The organism is Glaciecola sp. 33A (assembly GCF_002836745.1).
Lineage (GTDB): Bacteria > Pseudomonadota > Gammaproteobacteria > Enterobacterales > Alteromonadaceae > Glaciecola.
Window position 1 is genome coordinate 83,928 of the sequence record NZ_PJAR01000026.1, and the last position, 19,927, is coordinate 103,854.

Annotated in this window: 20 protein-coding genes and 2 pseudogenes; 8 read left to right on the plus strand and 14 right to left on the minus strand. The window is 40.0% G+C overall.

Annotated features, from left to right (window positions below):
* Window positions 1–102: 102 nt before the first annotated feature.
* The 3 genes from CXF81_RS03710 to CXF81_RS03720 form a co-directional block, all read right to left on the minus strand.
* On the minus strand, window positions 103–1,512 hold the full coding sequence (locus tag CXF81_RS03710; RefSeq protein WP_101180032.1) for an imelysin family protein: 1,410 nt from the start codon (window positions 1,510–1,512) through the stop codon (window positions 103–105).
* Between the two features lie 648 nt (window positions 1,513–2,160).
* A complete protein-coding gene (locus tag CXF81_RS03715) occupies window positions 2,161–3,456 on the minus strand; it encodes a cystathionine gamma-synthase family protein (RefSeq protein ID WP_101180033.1) in 1,296 nt (431 codons plus the stop codon).
* A 134-nt stretch (window positions 3,457–3,590) separates the two neighbouring features.
* Window positions 3,591–3,920, minus strand: a complete 330-nt coding sequence (locus CXF81_RS03720; protein WP_101180034.1) for a multidrug efflux SMR transporter — start codon at window positions 3,918–3,920, stop codon at window positions 3,591–3,593.
* A gap of 364 nt (window positions 3,921–4,284) precedes the next feature.
* Here CXF81_RS03720 and CXF81_RS03725 point away from each other — a divergent pair, with 364 nt between their 5' ends.
* The gene (locus tag CXF81_RS03725) at window positions 4,285–5,379 is read left to right on the plus strand and encodes a PTS transporter subunit IIC (protein WP_101180035.1); all 1,095 of its coding nucleotides are present in this window, start codon (window positions 4,285–4,287) and stop codon (window positions 5,377–5,379) included.
* Between the two features lie 64 nt (window positions 5,380–5,443).
* Window positions 5,444–5,542, plus strand: a pseudogene (locus CXF81_RS19790) (transposase); the annotation flags it as partial.
* Between the two features lie 91 nt (window positions 5,543–5,633).
* Here the strand turns inward: CXF81_RS19790 and CXF81_RS03735 are convergent.
* The 3 genes and pseudogenes from CXF81_RS03735 to CXF81_RS03745 form a co-directional block, all read right to left on the minus strand.
* The gene (locus CXF81_RS03735) at window positions 5,634–5,870 is read right to left on the minus strand and encodes an NF038104 family lipoprotein (protein WP_232771769.1); all 237 of its coding nucleotides are present in this window, start codon (window positions 5,868–5,870) and stop codon (window positions 5,634–5,636) included.
* A gap of 184 nt (window positions 5,871–6,054) precedes the next feature.
* Window positions 6,055–6,321: pseudogene (locus tag CXF81_RS20595) on the minus strand (RNA polymerase sigma factor); the annotation flags it as partial.
* 65 nt (window positions 6,322–6,386) lie between these two features.
* The gene (locus tag CXF81_RS03745; protein ID WP_232771767.1) at window positions 6,387–6,917 is read right to left on the minus strand and encodes a GNAT family N-acetyltransferase; all 531 of its coding nucleotides are present in this window, start codon (window positions 6,915–6,917) and stop codon (window positions 6,387–6,389) included.
* Window positions 6,918–7,003: 86 nt separating this feature from the next.
* Between CXF81_RS03745 and CXF81_RS19795 the strand changes: the two genes are divergently transcribed.
* From CXF81_RS19795 to CXF81_RS03775, 6 genes are all read left to right on the plus strand, one after another.
* Window positions 7,004–7,144 (plus strand): hypothetical protein, encoded by a 141-nt coding sequence (locus CXF81_RS19795; protein WP_157825487.1) that lies wholly within the window; start codon window positions 7,004–7,006, stop codon window positions 7,142–7,144.
* A gap of 111 nt (window positions 7,145–7,255) precedes the next feature.
* Window positions 7,256–7,606: a hypothetical protein gene (locus CXF81_RS03750; RefSeq protein WP_101180039.1), complete on the plus strand. Its 351-nt coding sequence runs from the start codon at window positions 7,256–7,258 to the stop codon at window positions 7,604–7,606.
* 113 nt (window positions 7,607–7,719) lie between these two features.
* Window positions 7,720–8,202: a GNAT family N-acetyltransferase gene (locus CXF81_RS03755; RefSeq protein WP_101180040.1), complete on the plus strand. Its 483-nt coding sequence runs from the start codon at window positions 7,720–7,722 to the stop codon at window positions 8,200–8,202.
* 1,689 nt (window positions 8,203–9,891) lie between these two features.
* The gene (locus CXF81_RS20600) at window positions 9,892–10,035 is read left to right on the plus strand and encodes an RHS repeat-associated core domain-containing protein (protein WP_101180041.1); all 144 of its coding nucleotides are present in this window, start codon (window positions 9,892–9,894) and stop codon (window positions 10,033–10,035) included.
* Between the two features lie 236 nt (window positions 10,036–10,271).
* Window positions 10,272–10,478: a hypothetical protein gene (locus tag CXF81_RS03770; protein WP_157825488.1), complete on the plus strand. Its 207-nt coding sequence runs from the start codon at window positions 10,272–10,274 to the stop codon at window positions 10,476–10,478.
* 1 nt (window position 10,479) lies between these two features.
* Window positions 10,480–10,797 carry a hypothetical protein gene (locus CXF81_RS03775; RefSeq protein ID WP_101180044.1) on the plus strand — a complete coding sequence of 106 codons (318 nt, stop codon included), beginning with the start codon at window positions 10,480–10,482 and terminating at the stop codon, window positions 10,795–10,797.
* A 26-nt stretch (window positions 10,798–10,823) separates the two neighbouring features.
* On the opposite strand, the gene CXF81_RS03780 is transcribed toward CXF81_RS03775, so the two are convergent.
* From CXF81_RS03780 to CXF81_RS03815, 8 genes are all read right to left on the minus strand, one after another.
* Window positions 10,824–12,107: an ATP-binding protein gene (locus CXF81_RS03780; protein WP_101180045.1), complete on the minus strand. Its 1,284-nt coding sequence runs from the start codon at window positions 12,105–12,107 to the stop codon at window positions 10,824–10,826.
* A gap of 3 nt (window positions 12,108–12,110) precedes the next feature.
* Complete coding sequence (locus tag CXF81_RS03785) at window positions 12,111–12,869, minus strand: response regulator transcription factor (RefSeq protein WP_101180046.1); 759 nt, start codon at window positions 12,867–12,869, stop codon at window positions 12,111–12,113.
* Between the two features lie 230 nt (window positions 12,870–13,099).
* Entirely contained in the window at window positions 13,100–13,537 is a 438-nt protein-coding gene (locus CXF81_RS03790; RefSeq protein WP_101180047.1) for a hypothetical protein, read from the minus strand.
* A 161-nt stretch (window positions 13,538–13,698) separates the two neighbouring features.
* On the minus strand, window positions 13,699–14,865 hold the full coding sequence (locus tag CXF81_RS03795; protein WP_101180048.1) for a serine hydrolase: 1,167 nt from the start codon (window positions 14,863–14,865) through the stop codon (window positions 13,699–13,701).
* Between the two features lie 148 nt (window positions 14,866–15,013).
* The gene (locus CXF81_RS03800) at window positions 15,014–15,436 is read right to left on the minus strand and encodes a DUF3019 domain-containing protein (protein WP_101180049.1); all 423 of its coding nucleotides are present in this window, start codon (window positions 15,434–15,436) and stop codon (window positions 15,014–15,016) included.
* Window positions 15,426–16,241 carry a MipA/OmpV family protein gene (locus CXF81_RS03805; RefSeq protein WP_101180050.1) on the minus strand — a complete coding sequence of 272 codons (816 nt, stop codon included), beginning with the start codon at window positions 16,239–16,241 and terminating at the stop codon, window positions 15,426–15,428. The genes CXF81_RS03800 and CXF81_RS03805 overlap by 11 nt, the downstream gene beginning before the upstream one ends.
* 1,211 nt (window positions 16,242–17,452) lie before the next feature.
* Window positions 17,453–18,937 carry a S41 family peptidase gene (locus tag CXF81_RS03810; protein WP_101180051.1) on the minus strand — a complete coding sequence of 495 codons (1,485 nt, stop codon included), beginning with the start codon at window positions 18,935–18,937 and terminating at the stop codon, window positions 17,453–17,455.
* A 122-nt stretch (window positions 18,938–19,059) separates the two neighbouring features.
* Window positions 19,060–19,896, minus strand: coding sequence for a MipA/OmpV family protein (locus CXF81_RS03815; protein WP_101180052.1), 837 nt, complete (start codon window positions 19,894–19,896; stop codon window positions 19,060–19,062).
* Window positions 19,897–19,927: the final 31 nt, after the last annotated feature.

The window sequence follows — 19,927 nt, forward strand, 5'->3', positions numbered from 1 at the left end:
GGCAATCAACTCAACGATAGTTAATTGGCGTAAGGAACGGCAAAAGGGGCTAAGCCCCTAATACCTAATATTCAACAATGTCGTGCTACTTAGTTAAAAGTGTTAGCCTCCAATCTCTTCACCTGTATCTTGTCTTAAGTCGTTAGTAGTAATGCCCAATGCGGTGATGGCTTGTTCAATATCATCAGTTTGTTGCACTAACCCTTCAATGACCGCAATGATGTTTGGTTGCTCAACACTTTCCTGAATCAATTGATCGAAAGGTGTCCCGGTTTTGGCTTTAGTATCAATAACAGCAGCTTTTGACATTGTTGTCTCAAGCGAGCCACGTAATTTATTAGCCAGCTCATGATGACCTTCAACTACCATTAGGTCGAAGGGCGAAGCACCTTCGATCACCTCGCCATCAATGCGAGTATAAGTGCCTAAAAAGCTGTTTTGAACCCCTTTTGCATTTAGAAAAATATCGCGATGAGTATTGTCACTAAAGCATGAATGTTCGTCTTCTTGTGAATCTGTTGTCAGGGCAATATTGATTCTTTCTCCGGCTAATTCGCCAAAACTTAGACGTCCCATACCTTCAAATATTTTTGCTAATGACACATCACCGCCATCAACATATGCCATATAATGGACACCAGCACCGGGTTCCCAAGCCTCGACAATTTTAGTCAGATCATCAATTAGTATGTCTGTAGCCGCTAACAAATATTGACCGCGGCGTTCGCATAGGGTTTCAACTACGCCAATTTGGCCTGAAGTACAAGCGTTGGTGTTTCCATTGTCAGTTGTGAAAAAATCAGACAAAGGACGTTGGCCGCCACTAGAATCACGTTCACCAGCGCCGCTTTGGTCTTGATTAAGATCCTGGCCCCACAGTAAAAATTCCACGGCATGGTAACCCGTTGTAACGTTACGTTCGTCCTCACCAAATTCAAATACCAACTCAATAGTGCTTTTGTCAATTACCGGATAATCTTCTACATTCGCAATAATGTTTCCATTTAACACGTTTGCCGGACTTTCGGGGCCAGAGTTACCATCAACAACAGGCGCAACATAGTCGATAAGTGCTTCACCAAGTGGCCAAGCATTAATTCTTCCCTCAGGACCGTCGCCATCGTCGCCAATGGAGCCGTCTGCGGCCAATGCGTCTATTGGTCCGATTCTGAATCGGTAAACCTCAGTTTGACCATACGGTTCACGGGAGGCTAACCAAGCTTGTTTAGCTTGTGTAAATGATGATTGTGTCGGGTTGTTTATGAATGACTCGAGAGTGTCTCGCATTTCAACCACTGAAATAAGTGAATCAGCGTAAGCTGCGTACGCGATGTTTGCATTAGTTTTAACAACGTCGTTACGTGTTACAAATACACTAACACCGTTTGTGCCCGGAGCACCGTTGATGCCTTGAGTGCCATCAGTGCCGTTTAAACCATCTTCACCATCATCAACACAAGCGCCAAGTGCTAAAGTGGCTGCAAGTGCCAAAGCTATGTTACGTTTTTTCATTTAAATGAACCTCTGCCGCATGGCGACTTTATACTTATTAAATAGTGCTAAAAAATTAACCTGTAATCTTAATGATAACAATTATCATTCTTGATCAGCTGTATACTTTTATCAACACTTTTTTTGAGTAATTTGTAGGGAGTTTTGGAACTTTAGATTTTGAAGTGGCCTTAGTCGCTCTGAAATGTGTCTTTATCCCAGATGCCTAAAAGGAAAACGTAAAGTTAAGTATTGATGTCAATTACACCTAAAATTTGACCTTAGAATCGGTTTGAAAAAGAACATATGGTTGTTGCCAAAACGATTGGACGTCTTTAATTTATATAGACTTATTGATTTCTTTTTCAAGGTGCATTTATCAATGTTTCGCGCAGACTAGATGTTCTTCAGTCGCTCTATTCTAATAAAAATATCATCTTTTAAAGCATGCTAATTGGGCTGAGCAAACTAGCATGTGAATATGGATTTAAGTGTTGGCGAATCAGTTTATACTTTATTTACTATAGATGGGTGAATGATAAAAACGGTCGGTGCGTAAGAATTTTTAAGGCGCAACACGCTACTTATTGTCTTTTTCTTAGCAGTGCCATTGACTGACTTAATACTGTTATCAGTCAATGGCATTGTATTTTATGTATGCGCCGCTTTTTAACCTTGAAATGTCATCTTAAATGCATTATCCAGATCGGCGATGAGATCGTCAGGATGCTCTAAGCCAATTGAGAGGCGAATAAGGCCGTCGGTCACGCCGAATTTTTCTCGTAACTCTGCAGATACGCCAGAATGAGTTGTACTACCTGGATGGCAAACGAGACTCTCGCTGCCACCGAGACTCACGGCAGATTTAAAAATAGATAGGTTGTTGATCAGTCGGAAGGCGTCGGATTTCGACACATCCAGCATGAACGAGAATGTTGAACTAGGCCCTGAGCATTGTCGCATATAGACAGCTTGGTAAGCTTTATCTTGAATGAAGTCAGGATGCAGAATTTTTGCACTGATGTAGGCATTATCCGCGATCCATCTTGCTACTTTCTGCCCGCTACTAGCGGCTCTTTCCATACGGATACTTAAGGTTTCGAGTGAGCGCGAAATCATCCAGCTGGTATGTGGGTCGAGGTTCAGGCCAATAATGCCGCGCGTAGCGCGAACTGGACGCAGCATTTCACGGCTTCCACAGACGGCGCCCGCAACGAGATCGCTATGACCTCCCACATACTTGGTTAGTGAGTACATCGCCATATCGATGCCTTGGGGCACCACTTGCTGGAAGATCGGACCCATCAGTGTGTTGTCGCACACAGTGATAGGGCGATGACCTGTTTCTGTCTCTACGTTGTCTAACACGCGGTTTAGCGCTTCAAAATCGACCAGCGAATTCGTTGGGTTCGCTGGTGATTCAATAAAGACCATGGCAACACGGCCTTTTTTGCCGGCATCACGCAGAGAAGTGAGCATGCCTTCCTCATCTAGCCCATCATCGAACTCAGCCGTTTTTATGTTGAATTGAGGTAGAAATTTGCGGATAAGGGTTTCGGTGCCTCCGTATAGAGGAGCGCTTTGCACAATCACATCGCCAGGGCGCAAGTAAGCAAGCATAATAGCGCTTATTGCACCCATGCCGCTGGAGCAGACCACAGAGCATTCTGAGCCTTCAAAAAGGGACAGTCGGTCTTCTATTATTTCGACGTTAGGGTGGTTGAAGCGGCTGTAGATTAGACCGCCAACACTTCCTTCTGGAGCAGGCTTGCGGCCAGCCATAATGTGGAAAGATTCTTCGCCTTCTTCAGGTGTTTGGAACGTGAACGTAGAGGTCAAAAAAACAGGCGGTTTAACAGAGCCCTCAGAGAATTGTGGATCGTAACCGTAGGACATCATCATGGTCTCAGGTTTAAGCTGATGATCACCGATTTTGCTTTTCTTGTAGTTTCCGTCGTTAGCCATGGTGTGATTTTCTCTCTTTGGTTTCGTCTTACGATTTTAGCGCCCTGTTGAGGGGTAAAACTGAGTTGACTAAATTGATGAAGGACAAAAACAGCCAACAGTATTTTGTCCTGCCTTAACAGTTTGTTATATTTTTAATGACTCACGGTTTTTGAAAATACATTAATAACCACAACACCAGCTAAAATTAAGAACATACCTATAAATGCAGCTAAATCTGGTATTTGTTTATACATAACTGCACTAATTGAAGTAATTAACAAAATGCCCATACCTGCCCAAATAGCGTATGCGATACCGATCGAAACCGTTTTCAGTACTAAAGATAAAAAATAAAATGAGATTACATAACCAATCACGCAAATAGCACTAAAGGTTGCATTAGCAAAACCGTTTGATGCTTTAAGTGCTAATGTTGCTATCACCTCAGCAGCAATCGCTATTGCCAAATACCAATAACCCATACTCAACCCTCCGATAAAGATATACCGGTATATTAACCCGAAGTCAGGTTAGATGCATTGGATGTTATCAAAATAGCTGAACATTCAGGTACGCTTTTACAGTATTTAATAAACTTAACCGTTTGAGAAGATAAATCTATATTTGATACTTTATGATCAAGCGAAGCCATGTTGCGTGTAACAGTTTGGTGGTTTATTCTTCTTGCATTCAATGCAAAAGCCGGCACAGTAAATTTATAAAGAACTCAGTCTGTGCGCACTGCAAAATGCTGCTTGTGTCTTACTGGTTACCAAATTTAAATGTCGTAGTATATAGGGAGCTTTTTTATATCTTTTTATCATCTTCTACCTCAAGAGTCTGCTTATGAGTGTATCTAGCAAGGTAACAAAGCCGCCTAATAGGATTAAAGCGTTCTTTCAAACGTATTTTATTGATGCTTTTACCGGTATGGCGTTAGGGCTATTCGTTACGTTGATCGCTGGGCTGATCATCTCGCAGATTGGCGGTTGGTTGCAGTTACCAGCCTTGGTAGCAGTCGGCAAGTTGGCCTCTGTGCTGATGGGTGCGGGTATTGGTGTGGGTATTGCTTATTACCTAAAAGCGCCGACTTTGGTGATGCTTAGTTGCTTGGTAGCAGGCATGCTTGGCGCGCATTCTGAAGCGTTGATGGCGGGTATACTATTTGTCCCGCAATCAGCAGGCCCTGCTGCTTTCATTGCACTGCCGGGTAATCCGATTGGTGCGTATTTAGCTGCTGTCTTTGCCTATCGCGCTGGAATTTGGGTGGCGGGCAAAACCAAACTTGATATATTGCTTATTCCCTTAGTGGTATGCGTAGTGGCCCTAGTAGTCTGCGCGCTTCTCAATCCGCCTGTTGTAGCCGCGGTAAATAGCATTGGCTTAGGTATCCAAGCAGCAACTGAGCTGCAACCCCTGTTAATGGGTATTGTCATCGCTGTAGTCGTCGGTATCTTGCTAACATTGCCAACGTCCAGCGCGGCTATCTGTATTTCAATTGGACTTGGCGGTTTAGCGGGTGGGGCGGCAGTGGTCGGTTGCGCATCCCACATGATTGGCTTTGCGGTCGCCAGCTACAAGGATAATGGCATCAGCGGGGTGATATCCCAGGGGTTGGGCACCAGTATGTTGCAGATCCCAAATGTCCTAAAAAAGCCCTTAATCTTATTACCTGCTGTAATCGCCAGTGCTATCGTTGGTCCTATTGCTACCGTCGGTTTTCAGCTAGCCTGCACAGCAACGGGAGCCGGTATGGGCACCGCAGGTTTAGTCGGCGTATTTGGAGTTATTGAAGCCTCGCAAGATATAATGAACAGCACGCAGTTATGGACAGCAATCATATTATTGATGTTTGTACTACCCGCTATTATTGCTTGGAGTGTCGCTTATATGATGCGCCGACTAGGTTGGATTGTAGCAGGTGATATGAAACTGCCTTAACTGACATTGTCTAATTGATTCGGACACTCCGGTTAAGAGATAACACACAGAACTGGAGTGCATTATGACTACTAACAAGAAATATTCAAAAGAATTTAAGTTAGACGCCATTAGCCTGGTGGTTGAGCAACAATATACCCAGACTGAAGCCGCGAGAAGTTTGGACACAACTCGCCCTATCCCATTCAACGTACCCTTGGTCAAGGAAGACTCTGTAGGTAATAAGATGGCTCACTTACAGTCGATGTTTTTAGTTACTGTTGATTTTTTTCTGCACCTTCTGGCTCATCTCCGTCGTTATCATCGGCTTCGTCTTCCTGCTCATCATCATCCAAAATGTCAGGCGTAACTGCATCCACAACATCAATAGCACCTCCAACCACAGTTGCAGTAACGCCTACCGCAGTTGAAACAACACTCACAGCAACACAGCCTGATAAGCCAATAAGAAAATAAACGATAAAAAGACAATGCAGAACTTTCTTCAACATAGCTTTTCCAAATAAAATTAGAATGCTGATACCATACGCTTGTTGCTTTGTTAAACCAATGTGTATCTTCAAACGTCATAGCTTTTAGGTGCTCATTCACTTCTCCCGCTGCAGTCCAACCAGAAGCGAGCGCGGGATAGTTTTCGATCATGCTTGCATATTGTTGTCGAACTTTCTGCCCGCGCAAAGCATCGAGCGCTGCTCTTTTGGCTGTTAACGTAAGCCAAGCTGCCGGATTTTCAGGTTCACCGTTTGGTATAGTTTGCCAATTAGAGAGTGCTTTCACGTAGGTGTCTTGAAGAATGTCATCTACAAGCAGCAAATGTTGGACGCCTAAAAGGCGTAACAGAATAGCGCGTAAACGGACATGTTCACGCTTGTAAACATTTGCGATAGTATTATTTACTGCACTTGAGCTGTTTTTATGAATAGGATTTACGCCTAATCTCATGTTTAGCGGCTTTTCTCAAACAAAATATTACCAAACCGTTCTTTATTAATTATAGAACTATAGAATTATACTTCAATTCTAAAATACTCCATTTGCATATTGATTAATGGGTCAACATGAAATGCAGATTTTTCAAAGGACATGCCTATTTTTTTCATAACATGGATCGACGCGATATTTTCAGCCACTGCAATAGCCGAAAACGAATAGACCTTATGTTTGTCACTTAGCGTTTGCATAATATGTTTAGCCGATTCTGTTGCATAACCTTTCCCCCAAGTTGACTGCTTGAATCGCCAACCCAACTCCCAATTATCAAATTCAGGGTGAGTGCTGAAAAAATGCATAGGACGCACAAGAATCCAGCCTAAGTAATCGTTAGATACTTTGTCGCAGACCTCCCAAATGCCCCATCCTTTATTTGGTTGCAAGTATTTGGCTAATCGTGGCAATACAATATTGTCTAGATCATGTTCAGAGGTAGGTACTCCATTACTGATAAATTTCATTACCATTGGATCACTGTCGACATCTAGTAAACGTTGGCCGTCGGCTAATGTCATCAATCTATACTTAAGTCGGGTTGAAGGTGGCATTATCATTTCAATTTATCCTACTGTTTTTTCTGCGTCTATAAATTGCTCACTATCGCTTCTGTGTGAGTGTAAGACGAATTAACACTATGTACTTATTGTCGCATTTGGACAAACATGGCTCATCCATCACGGCTAACAGCGCTAGAGCGCCACCATTTGAAGCTGCAGAACAAACAACTGTCTTTGATGATTTTACTTTCCAAAGAGACTTTGACTTTGGCGCATGACAAAGAAGAAATACCTTGATGCTTTAACAATCCATATTCTGCGACATGGTCTTTACGAAAACAGACACAACTCGGTAAACTATCAACCCAGTTTATCAATAAATTGAGTTTTTGACTGGCTTGCAGGTAGAGAGTTTCGCCGATGCTTCTTACTACTTGCCTGCATTTGGTAATTTCATTGCTATTTACTACTTAGATGGCACCTGCGAGCCGAGCGTAAATTATCGTGGCGAAGGTCGAAACGCAATGAATGGTTTTGGCGCTACAGCCAGTGCCCGGTCATTTTCAGACGAAATGTTAAGGTATTTATGGGAACAAAATGCACCAACGGGTAAGTTCCGTTACTACGATGGTTTGCTTTATATAATGTGCCTTTTTTTGAATTGCTCTTTAACGCTACTGGTAATTGCAAATCGAAGTGAAGTACAAGAACATGACGTAAAGGCCCTGTTCATCTTATAACATATCCCCAACAAAAGCCTTGTGGGTCATTTCTTCATGTCTTATTCTATATAGGCATCTCATACATATACGAAAGATCTTTAGTAAAGCGTGAATCACTAAAAGGGGAAAAAATGGATATTTGCGATATAGAAACACAACACTTATCTGCTATTTTGGCGCTAAATGAAATATCTGTTGCGGTGCTAAGTCCTCTAGACGGGCCTAAATTGACAAGACTTGTAGCAGAAGCGGTATTGGCAAAAGTCATTATAATAGACGAACAAGTAGCTGCATTTTTACTCGCTTTTACGGCCAACACTGAATACGAAAGCATTAATTATCAGTGGTTTAATAAAAAATACGCTCAGTTTTTATATATTGATCGTATTGTTGTTGCCGATGACTTTAGAGGTCAAAAGCTTGCCTCTCACCTATACAACTATCTGCTTAAATGGACTGTTGACAACGCAATACCAAGACTTGTTGCTGAAATAGATATTCAACCACCTAACGAGGCCTCCCTAAAATTTCATCAAAAATTTGGCTTTTTTGAGCTAGAGCAGTTGGTCCACAGCGAAGAAAAAATAGTGTCTTTGCAAGGCAAAGAACTTTAAACCATACAAGCATTCAGGATCGCTATTACTTGATGCAGCAAAAAATATCTTTTTTAGTATTGATTAGCACTTATTAAGACGTCAATATGCGGTGTGCGAGCCTATTGCAATTAGCGGCTTCAGGCAAGGCGAGGTAAGTTATACACGTGAAAAAACAATACTCGAGACAGTGGGTAAAATATTTCAATTTGGCAAGTTACTTATCTTTAGTCATTTTGCTCATTCTTCAGATAGGTCAGGCTTTGAAATATGGGTAACATCTTCTGATGGGCATCAATACTTATCTGCAAAGATGCAGGTAAGTTTCTCCCCAATTATTTTTTGAATTTATTTAACAGTTCAGAAAAAATTGTGACTGAATGGATAGGTGCAATTCAGTCACTGTAGTTAGCACCATTTCACCGACTGAAAGTCTCATAAGAACAAGTATTTCAGTGCCTTGGCCATTTAAAAATAGAGAATTACATTTGATGAATTGAGGATATCACTGAGAGGCCTAAGTAACATCTGTCTCGCTCGGCATTGTCAACAAACAATTCAGGATGCCGCATGGAACCTTAAGTAACGATAGACAGAACGCAACTCCCAATTATAATTGTCACTTTTACTTGTGCAGTCGAAACAACTGAAAATTTTGAACAATATTTACAAGAGCTTAATCGCAACTACCATGCAAAAGAGCCAATTGGTGTGGTGTTTAACGCAGAAAATGCGCATATTCCAAGTAGAGTGTATCAAAAACGTCAAGCAGACTGGATGAGGGCGAACTTTTGCGTTCGAGCTGTCATAAGCTTTGCTTTCAAGAGCTATTAAAAAAAAAGCCGCATAAAATGCGACTTTCCGTGCTTTGGCCAGCAAATCAGCCAGCCAGAGTGACAACGAAAGAAGGGTTAGTAAATTCGACTCTCACTCATAGCTGATTCACGTATTTTCAAAACACTCGACATATGATCACCTCCTTAAAATATCTGCTAAACGCAGCCTAAATTTAGCATAAAAGACGCACTTGTAAAGAGAGTAAGAGCCCAAGCGATAATTATGATATTCCCAAAGTGTAAACAATTTTGGAACGTAAGCTGTTCAAAGTCCATTCTCGATACAGACCACAGAGCTGTGTTAGACGGAAGCCTCCTGATATAACGTTGTGTTTACGCCGCCTTTTCATTTTCAGAATCAGCAGTTATATTGCCTCAAGTGGGTCAATTTTACTTTATTGTTAGTGGGTCATTTTTACATTGCCGGTGACAATTGTGTTAGGTGGGATTATCAAAAAACGCTAAAACAAGATTAATTTACACAAAATAGGTGCGGCAGTAAGCTGTCCTTTTTTGCCTGATTGGGTAAGGTCGTCGTATTGTGTTTTTTGCCAAATCATAACGGGCTTAAATGGGGCAAAAGGAGACGTACACCGTTCAAAATTGAGAAAGAAGTTTGTGCCACAAGCAATCTTTGATATTGAGAGTTTTGATGGTATTTCCGACTTTCCTAAGCGGACAGTCGTCCGCTTACATTATTCAATCTCCGCTGGGCTGATCGCCCTTGATAAATACCGTCCAATTAGTCGGGTATAAATCTGGGTTGTTCTCGAGTTGTTGTGGCTCAGTATCGCCTGTACTATGCGAATATTAGCTTGTCAAACAGGTCAGTTGTACCTTAATGAAATTGGGGTAGGACTATTAAAAAGCACGGATGTATCATCCAAAGCTAGGGCGATTTCTACAAACTGACCCCATCGGCGACAAAGACCAGATGAATCTTTATGCTTATGTTGCTAACGACCCAGTAAATAATACTGATCCAACTGGAAAGTTCTTATGGGGTGCCTTTTTTTAGTGCGGGATTAGAAGTGGACTATAATCGATTGAAAGCAGGGGGATGTAACTAAGTTAAACACTACGAAAATTAGAGGGGCGTTTGCACTAGGAGCAATAGGTGTTGTTATTGGTGATAAAATTGCAAAGGCTGCTAGCTTAGTTACCAAGGTTACTTCATCGAAAGTTGCTGGAGCGGCTACAGATATAGCCGCAAATACGGTAGCTGGTTTTACTACTGAAGCAGTTTCTTCTGCTGTGGTGGCGACTGCTGAAGCAGCAATGTGCAATCAAGGTAATAAGGAAGATCCTACAAACATAGTCTTAGGTGCAGCAGCAAAAAGCGCAATTTCATCTACCAGTTCTCAACTAGCTAGCGGTGCGACAAAAAACACTAAACTAAGTCAAGTTATGGGAATGGTTGCAACAGCCGCAGTTAAAATTAATGAAACTTTGGATAAATAAAATGGAAATTAAATCTGTTAAAGTTATGTTTCGAAAATATTCTTATTTTTCCACCATTAATTTGGCTACGCCACTTGTATGTATCTTTCTATTTATCTTCAAAGTAGGGGGAGGTAGCTGGAGTTTAGATAAAGGCATTCAAACATTGCTAATAACGGTTATTTTAGTATTAACTGTTTCTTCAATTATGGTGCTACCTTTTGATATTTACAGATCTAAGAAAGACAAGAAAATGTGTGATTCAGTGGGGATTGATTATGATGAATTCGTAATGTTGGATGAATTAGAAAAGGAAGAGGCTAGAAAACGAATTAACTAGTCAACTTTTTTCAACATGAATAGCTATTAATGATTTGAAGGAAGCGTGATAGTGAATTTACTACCTGACAACTCAGTGGCATTAGAAATCACTAATTTTCCAATATGCCAATCTAATATTCTGGTTACGATAGCTAATCCAATTCCGTGTCCCTTTACGTTATTCATTCTATTTTCTGCTCTAAAGAAAGGTTTGATCACTTCCTTTCTGAGCGCTAATGGGATGCCGTCACCGTTATCTGAAATGTGAATGTTGGCGGTATTATTATGATAATCAAGCTCGATTAAGACCTTACCACGTCCGTAATTAATCGCATTTTGTATAATATTATTGACAACCATCTCGATATATTTTGAGTCAGCTAAAATACTGTTGTTATCATGCTCGTTGAAAAACTGTAGTGTTAAGTTATCGGATTGTTTACGGCTTATACATTTGTGAATAAGCATCGCAAGATCTACCGGCTCTTTTTTGATTTTTAACATATTTTGATCTAGCCGAGCATAACGTAATAGTGTTTCAACCAAAGATGTCATTTCATCTACGTCGTCACTTAGTTGTTGTTCTAGTTCGTTTCGTAAGGTTTTATCATGCACTTCTTGTATGGTGTCAATACCAAACCTTATTCTTGCTAATGGTGTGCGTAAGTCATGGGAAACCGCAGTGCTGAGCATTTTCACATCACTCACTAGACTATCTATTCGCTTAGCCATTTGATTAAATTCAAGCTCAATATCACGAATATAAGATATCGAACTCGGCGATATACGTTCATCTAACTTTCCTTCGCCAAATGATTTAGCGGCTAACCTAAGTGCCATAAGTTGTTTAACAAGTGGGTAAGCCCAAAGGAGGAAAATAGATATTAATATTAGATAAAATGCAGCCGTCCAAATGTATTGAGTTACAGAGTAGCTGTTTTTAGGGCTTAACATTGGGGTGCGTAAAATAAGTATTTGTTCTTTAGCGGGCAATAAATAATGATAAGCCATATTGTCAATGGTTTCTAAAACTACAGGCTCTGCATTGTTCATTTGTTTAATTAAAGCGCGAGGTAAAGGTGAGTCTTTTACATCTTGCAATACCACTGAGTATTGCTTTGTATTCGGCCAATGTGACAAAAAAGCATTTCCATCGCTCGATTCATTTGCTGCCCGTGCTAAATCACTGCCCAGTTGTTTGGCTACATTAGCTGTGTTTGGATTTAATTCAGGAGAGGAAAACTGTTGATAAATGTTATCAAATAACCAGCCCAATCCGAGTGTTGATATTACGACAACGAGAATAAGTGAAAAGCTCAGTGTACGCATATTTTACCAAGCGTCCTTCACAAATAAATAGCCTTTTCCCCAAACCGTTTTAATTCGATAGGGCTGGTTAGGATTATCATTTAATTTTTTACGTAATTTTGAGACGCGTAAATCGACCGAGCGATCAAAACCATCATACTCAAACCCCCTCAGTAAGATCATTAGCTCATCACGGGTGACCGTTTTACCGGCATGTTGCGCCAGTATCCAGAGTAAATCGAATTCACTGGTAGATATATTCACTGTTTTGTCATCAAGAATGACCGAGCGTGCTTGAGAGTCAATAATAAAATTGCCAAGGGTTAGTTTGATACTTTCGTCATTATTAACGTTATCTTCTAATATAGGCTCTTGAACCGTATCGGGTGATTGACGTTTTAAACATTTTTCTATCCTGGCTAAAAGTGCTCTTGCTCGCAAAGGTTTGGTTAAATAATCATCGGCGCCAGCATCTAAACCTAATACTTCATCTATTTCTTCATCTCTTGCCGTTACCATGATTATTGAGTTGGTAAAGGCAGGCCTTAAGGCTTTGCATACATCGAAGCCATCTAAGCCTGGCAACATGCCATCTAGAACAACGATGTCGGGATTATGTTGCTTGACAAAATCAACCGCTAAATCGCCACGGGTTATTACCGAAACCGTAAAGCCTTTTAACGCTAAGTATTTTTCCATCCATCGAGCTAAACTTATGTCATCTTCAACAATCAAAATATGTGCGATAGTTTTATTCAGCTGGTCGCTGTGTTTTTCTGTCATTTGTTATTAGCCAAGTGAATTCGCTTTAAAGTGCGATCAATACAATTGCATAAATAATTTTATCAAATTTAGTTTCGCATTATTCAGAACCGTAGACAATAAGCTAATCGTTTATGTTTTTTTGGCAATCAATAATATGTATCGATTACCACATAATCCCTTTCTAGCTGACTCTGGTTACTTAACGCAGTTAGTCAGCCAGTATAAAAATGCCATAGGTATTTATCTATTTATTCCGCATTACGCTTAATGCGTGCAATTGTAGTAATTGTTGTTTTCTCAGCAATAAAATCAACTTGCTCATTTAAAGAAAAATAGTCTATTGGCACGAATGTTTTGTAACGTTGACCTTCTGTCGATTGTACTTCTATTAAATCTACAAACTCACCATATTCCTTATTGGCAATAGTACTTCCGACGACTGCGCTTGCGAATTTTAAGCCTCTATTAGCGCCTAGGCCTTGAGCAATAAAATGACCTATTAAAGATCCTGTTGCACGTTTAGAAAAACTGGCATCTACTTGTTTTCTCTCAATGCTGACAATTTGGCCGGTATTTATAATTCCGTTTTTACCCGTTAACTCTGCCACTTTCGCTGAATTAATACTCGAACATGCTGCCAGTGCTAAAAAGCAGGTTACTATCGTTAATTTCTTAATTAAAATCATTTTTTTCTCTCTTTATATTAAAATTATTCTGCCTTTAGTGACAGAATAGATAAAATTTTCTAAGTCTCGCAGCTGACTGAAGCTATAAATATCGAGCTTAGTCTTGCTAAAATATATATCACTCAGGGCCTCACCTGAGAGCCCGAGTGATTGAATGGTGACTAAAGTTCGTTTGTCAGCACTGTTTTAATCAAACCATCAAAAGTTGTTGAACAAGTGTTTACGCCACCGTTACCACAATTAAAAAGCAGGACGATACTTGTATTTGTATCTTCGATGTATACGTTTTGCGCCATGTACCCAAACGTTAATCCTTCATGAGCGTAAACTCGATGACCATCGACTGTGGCTATACCAATACCCAGTCCTGATTTTTCATTAGCACCTTGTGTAATGAGGTTATCTTCGCCAAACAGAGTGTTTTTGACCGTTTCATTGGCAAAACTGTTATCTGTTATTAGCGCTTTGAGAAAGGTAGCCATGTCTTCAACACTTGAAACAACAGGTGAATCGGCCTGACTGGTATTAATTAACATAGGTCTTGTATCAATGACATCACCGTCATCAGTGGTCAAATAACCAGATATAAAATCACCTACGAAAGCTTCACTGCCTTTATAATAGGTGGCTGTCATACCTAGCGGGTCAAAAAAACGATTTCGCATGGCGACAGAATGATGTTCACCCAACACTTCATCCATAATAAGCCCTGCCAACGAATAACCCGAATTCGAATATTCATAACCTTCGCCAGGTAAAAAATAGCTAGGGTGGTCAAATATTAATTCGATAAAGTCGATATCAGTTTTAAGCACTTCAGGCGCATCAAGTAATAAGTCGATATATGCATCACCATCGTCAATTTCGTCGTAATTAAATACGCCGCTAGTATGGTTTAATAGTTGACGAAAGGTCATCTGATGACTGTTAGCAATGCGCGACAATATACTTTCGCTGAGCCAGGTATCCAATGTGTCATCCAGATTGAGTTGCCCTTCATCGGCTAACTGTGCAGCGAGCAGGGCGATCATTTTTTTACCGACACTGGCTGTGGGGATCATATCGCCAACTTGCATGGCCTGCTGTGTTTGCAAATTAGAAACGCCCGCGCTGCCTATAAAACGAGTTTGTGGTGTTTCTACCAGCAGGATAATGCCCGGTATCTCGGTCGATATAAGATCGTCGATCACATCCTGATAATTAATAACTACTGGCGGTGGTATGGGTGGCAGTGGGTCAGGTATGACCTTTGAGCTTTTTCCGCAAGCAGTTAGTTGCAATATTATTGCGCAGGTTAATAATAATTTGAATGAGTGAGTTATAGCCATGTGTTAATGCCTTTATTTATGTATATCTAAAAATCTACATACATAATAAAGAACTGAAGAAAACAATAGCGTACAAAATTATTTAAAAGTGTAGCGTTTTGTAGCTTGGTTATTTGCAGCTTAAAAACCGATGTGTGAAAGGTGTTTTCTAGAACACACGCCACGATGAATGAGACAAACGTTGCGTTGTGTGTACCCAAGCCAATTCCAATACTGAACTAATAATAGATACATTATTATTTTGTGACTTTAAGGTAAAAGTCACATTTTGAGTGACGAAAATATCTGCTTGAAAATTTCCTATATTGCTATTTGACCAACATTTAAGTGGGGTGCTTGCTTGTGTTGAGTAAAGGCAATAGTCACCTTTTTTATCAACCTGCCAACTAACATCGACATTAACAAAACAATCTTGCCCTTGACGCATTGAAACACATTGTGTGGGTTTTATGGCTAATTTAGGTAAAGTAGTTACCTCATCAGCAGACGCGCTGATGCTGATAAGTAGTAATGATAGCAAAAAAGTGCCGCTATTTAGGTTGCTCGTATTTGAGGTTTGCTTACAATACATATTTCACCAATATTCCTGCTTCAATAATAGAATTTCCATCAACTAGCGGACTATCTGAAATTCCCCTTGGCAAAAGTGTGCCTCTCATAAAACCCTCAAACACCCAGTCTTCACTTATTGGATAATCAAAGCCGACCTGACCAGTATATTCATAGCCTGATTTACCCTTGTATAAAGGTAAACCCTCAACTTCGTTTATCGAATAAAAGAAATTAACTACATCTTCGTTACGATACTCGATACCTGCACTGGTGTAAAAATTCCAGTTGTAGAATTGGTAGTTTTGACTTAGCCAAGCTGATGCATAAAGTCCGTCACCTCCGCTAGCAGCAGCAGCAATCAATTTAAGATGAGTGTTATTAAAATCACCTAAAACACGTAAACCTAATTTTGAATGACTTATTCTTGTACTTACATCTTTGGATATTGGTAGTTGGTGCTCTAATTGAGGATGATTCATCGCAACCTGGAGATCATATGACCAGTTCTCAGTATTAAGAAAGTTATATCCAAATGATATGATTGTTGATTGTTGTTTAGATGTGCCACGAGGGAGTTCTATAAATAATCCATATTTTTGATATCTACCATTAGCGAATAAAGCTAAACCAGAGCCATTTGGCTCATCATCGAATAAAAACGGATCTGATTTATAACGATAACCTAAGCCGATATCAAAGTATGCGCCGTCTCTAATATTCCCTGTATTACTGCTATTAGCTTCCCCAGCTGCAACTGAATTAGAAGCATTGAATATACTGGTAACAAACAATGACATTAATAATAATCTAATAAAAACTTTCACAAATTTTTTCCAATAATATTTTTTAAAGTAAAGCGAGAATATAGTAACAGTATAAAAATGACGTATATCAGTGTACTAAAGTGTAGATAAATGTACGCCTTATATTAATGTACGCCTGATATTAATGTAAAAATTGTTTTCAGTATGCCACTTAAGACCAATAATAAGTATAGCCTTACTCTTTCATATCGAATATCAATCAGCGACAATGTAATAAATTTTTGTTGTTTTAAATACCGTTTATAGGTCACACAGAAGATTATTAATAACGGGTCTACGTTAAATAGCTCAGCTTGCTCTTTGCGCTCTGGAAGATGGTAAAATTGAATATCTAGCGTATTTTCATAGATGCTGTTAAATTTTTTGCCTCCAATAATTGATAAGGAGCAATATTCAAAGCAATCAACATCAGAGCGACGAGTCTTTCCTCAACTATACCTTTTTATTTCAACACTTTTTCAAAAACGGTTCCTATGAATACTGTTAAACAGACTATTTTGCAAGCCTATCAGCAGTTTATGTAAAAATAAACGACTGGTGTTAACAATTCTGAGAATAGGGTAAAGGTAAAATAAACGACATCCCAGATCTATTCAACAAGTAGGTATTTCGTTAATTTGACGAGTGGCTAGCTGACTATTGGTGCAGGTTTAAACTGCATAAAAATACGTATGGTAGTGACAAGAAGTAGCTTCATTATCAGCTTCTAAACAACCGGAAACTTACTTCATATAAAATCGCAACGTGTATCACCTTTAAACCCAAATGATGCCAAATACAAGAAAACCGAAACGGCAGCACGCTGCCACTTTTTGCCTGAATAACTCGCTTGAAAAGGGCAATACCGGCCATATGCCATTCAAATCTGTATGAGAAGTTTGTACCACAAGCAATCCTTGAGATTAGAAAGTTTGATTGTATGCGTTCTTTCATTGCAAACCTTCGAAGTTGCCTTGTACAAAAGAATAATACTGAACCAAATCGCTCAACTGGTATGCTAAAAGCCCAATGTTACGATAATTGCTTGCATCGCAGACAGGTTACGGGCTAACCCACCGTGATCAAGAAAATACTCACGCACTTAGATAAAACAACATTGCCGATCACAGCGAGTTTGCCTAGTTTGCTACAACCATGGCACGCGCCGCCGCAATACACTTTTAATAGCGCTCAGGTAAACCAGAGGAATTTTGACTATGCATCATCACAAATCAATGCTCAACACGCTGAATAATCCACGCTTGCGCTTTTTCCAAACCCAAATCAATACCTTGCTCTCGTTGTTCTAGGGTAAAAAATGCTTGTTCAATATCCACAGGCACCCCGACCCCTTCAAACTCTTCATTATCAGGTGTGAGGTAAAATTCGTTTGACAAACTAAATGTTGTGCCATGAGGTAGTGATTTATCGAGACCATCAGAAAAGCCACCTGCGGTTGCTTCGCCGATTAAAACGGTATTTGCTCGCTGACGCATGCTCATTGCAAAGGTCTCAGCTGCACTATAGGTGGATGCACTGGTCATCACCGCCACAGGGCCTAGAAACAGAATGCTGCCTTGTGGCTCAATGCTAACTTGTTGCAGAGGGGTGCGACTGTCATTCAATCTCGCCTGTTTACTATACACGTGTAAAGATTGATCTATGAAGCGGCTAGTGATCATCCTACTCACAAAATCATCTCCGCCATCATTATTTCGCACATCAATAATAACGCCATCTACATCGGCAAAGTATTGCATAACTTGATCCAAGGTCTCGGTTAATATTACTTTATTTTGTGCGACATTATTATCGTTATCACCGAATTCATTTATGTCCATGGTGGTCACATTGAGATAACCAATATTATTTTCAAATGTTGCCCAAAACATTGTTTCGTTATCATTTACTTCAATTTCCGAGTCCATCACAACATGGCTCAAAATGGCATCAATAGACTGTTGTTCAGCATTTTCAAAGTAAATTTCAAAGGCCTCTTCTTGTTCTTGCCCAAAGGGTAATTCAACTTGCTGGGTTGAGATAAAGTCTAATAGCGCTATTGCGTATAATGAGGCCTTTCTTTGCACCGAAAAGGCGATATCTAAGTCCTCGTTGCCGATCTGCACGTGGAAGTCTTTTAGGGGGGCAACCATTTCAGTTAATATCTCAACTAATTCAGCTTCAGTGGTCTGGGGGCTAATTTGGTTATTTGCTAATTGGAACACTTCATTCCAATCTACATCTTCAATATGAAAAAACGCATAATATTGACTAAAGGTTTGCCAAAATATTTCAAAATCTCGCTGAGCATCAAATTGATAATTAGCATCACCTTTATTGGCTACTAAGTCGTTCACACAAAGATCGGGCAAACTATTTTCTTTGTTCATCACGATGCCAGGACTTTTGGCACCAGTAAAAGTGTTAACAATAGAGTTATTGTCATCACTGAGCTGCAGACTGCTTTTTAACTCATCATGATCGAAATCAAATTCAATTTTTTGGCAAGACTCTGAAGTAAACTGATAAAACTGATGAGTATCGGCCTGCATATCCAGCGTATAGCCATAAGCGGGTGCCTGCCAAATGCCAACTAATGGTTCGATGTTATTAATTGGAATATCGGCTTGTTCTTTATCATTGTTACAAGCACTTAGGCACACACTCATTGTGATGCAGCAGATAAAGGGTAATTTCGAAAATGGTGAGAGTTTCATGGGTATATTCTTTTATGTTTAAGTGGCTGTTTGTTTTCCAAGCAGCCACAAGTTATTCGAGGTATTGTTCAGCAAAGTCTTAAGTGATAAAGATGAACAAGCGTCATATTTTGCTTATATTCTTAAAATTTGTAGGTAATACTGGAACTAATACCCGTATAAAAGTCTCTCTTTTTGCTAAATAAAGGGCTGTCGTTATATCCAAAGTTTGAGCCTGCATGAGCGGTTGCCCGAAACTCCCAACTTTCTGAAATAGGGTAAGTGACTCCTACTGATGAATTAAAGCTGACTGAAGCTTTGCCTTCGTATGCTTCAAAGTCAGTTATGGCTGCTTCTGCGTCTGATACACCTAAGTAATAATCGTTAAATTTTGCATCCGCCAAAGTTAGCCCTGCTAGGCCATGAAAATTCCAGTCATTCACTTGCCAATTGCGCCCTAACAAGGCCGATGCAACAGTACCTTTACTTCGGCCCCTGGCATCATGCTTAATTGACACTTGCAAAATATTTTGACCAAAATACCCTGTTAAGCGTCCGCCTAACATAGTGCTGCTTTGTCTTTTTGTGATACCGATAAATCGATCGTCGGTGTCTTTAGATATGCCACCATCTGTGGCGCCTAACATTAAGTCAAAAGACCAGTTTTCACTTTTGTAAGCGTTATATCCTATGACCAATGGTTCGGACGTTTCCATCCCTACATCGATGAAAAAATCATTCCAGTTGTAACTGCCACTCACGTTAATGCCAATGCCAGTTTCTTTGCCATCCTCATCAGTCAAAGATGAGCCAATATCCACTCCTGCATTTATGCCTATTTCGAAGAAATTTTTAGGAACGCTATTTTTATCTGCATTGGTGCGTAATTCGCGAGCAATATCTGCAGAGTGAGTAAATGATGAAAACGCGACTGACAATATCGCAACAAATGATAGTTTTTTTATGTGTGAAGACTGCATGTTTACTTCCTAGTTAATATTTGAATCCAAG

Excerpts from the sequence above, each read along its gene's own strand:
- CXF81_RS03710 (WP_101180032.1), bottom strand. The coding sequence starts at position 1,512 with ATGAAAAAACGTAACATAGCTTTGGCACTTGCAGCCACTTTAGCACTT.
- CXF81_RS03715 (WP_101180033.1), bottom strand. The coding sequence starts at position 3,456 with ATGGCTAACGACGGAAACTACAAGAAAAGCAAAATCGGTGATCATCAG.
- CXF81_RS03720 (WP_101180034.1), bottom strand. The coding sequence starts at position 3,920 with ATGGGTTATTGGTATTTGGCAATAGCGATTGCTGCTGAGGTGATAGCA.
- CXF81_RS03725 (WP_101180035.1), top strand. The coding sequence starts at position 4,285 with ATGAGTGTATCTAGCAAGGTAACAAAGCCGCCTAATAGGATTAAAGCG.
- CXF81_RS03735 (WP_232771769.1), bottom strand. The coding sequence starts at position 5,870 with ATGTTGAAGAAAGTTCTGCATTGTCTTTTTATCGTTTATTTTCTTATT.
- CXF81_RS03745 (WP_232771767.1), bottom strand. The coding sequence starts at position 6,917 with ATGCCACCTTCAACCCGACTTAAGTATAGATTGATGACATTAGCCGAC.
- CXF81_RS19795 (WP_157825487.1), top strand. The coding sequence starts at position 7,004 with ATGTACTTATTGTCGCATTTGGACAAACATGGCTCATCCATCACGGCT.
- CXF81_RS03755 (WP_101180040.1), top strand. The coding sequence starts at position 7,720 with ATGGATATTTGCGATATAGAAACACAACACTTATCTGCTATTTTGGCG.
- CXF81_RS20600 (WP_101180041.1), top strand. The coding sequence starts at position 9,892 with ATGTATCATCCAAAGCTAGGGCGATTTCTACAAACTGACCCCATCGGC.
- CXF81_RS03775 (WP_101180044.1), top strand. The coding sequence starts at position 10,480 with ATGGAAATTAAATCTGTTAAAGTTATGTTTCGAAAATATTCTTATTTT.
- CXF81_RS03780 (WP_101180045.1), bottom strand. The coding sequence starts at position 12,107 with ATGCGTACACTGAGCTTTTCACTTATTCTCGTTGTCGTAATATCAACA.
- CXF81_RS03785 (WP_101180046.1), bottom strand. The coding sequence starts at position 12,869 with ATGACAGAAAAACACAGCGACCAGCTGAATAAAACTATCGCACATATT.
- CXF81_RS03790 (WP_101180047.1), bottom strand. The coding sequence starts at position 13,537 with ATGATTTTAATTAAGAAATTAACGATAGTAACCTGCTTTTTAGCACTG.
- CXF81_RS03795 (WP_101180048.1), bottom strand. The coding sequence starts at position 14,865 with ATGGCTATAACTCACTCATTCAAATTATTATTAACCTGCGCAATAATA.
- CXF81_RS03800 (WP_101180049.1), bottom strand. The coding sequence starts at position 15,436 with ATGTATTGTAAGCAAACCTCAAATACGAGCAACCTAAATAGCGGCACT.
- CXF81_RS03810 (WP_101180051.1), bottom strand. The coding sequence starts at position 18,937 with ATGAAACTCTCACCATTTTCGAAATTACCCTTTATCTGCTGCATCACA.
- CXF81_RS03815 (WP_101180052.1), bottom strand. The coding sequence starts at position 19,896 with ATGCAGTCTTCACACATAAAAAAACTATCATTTGTTGCGATATTGTCA.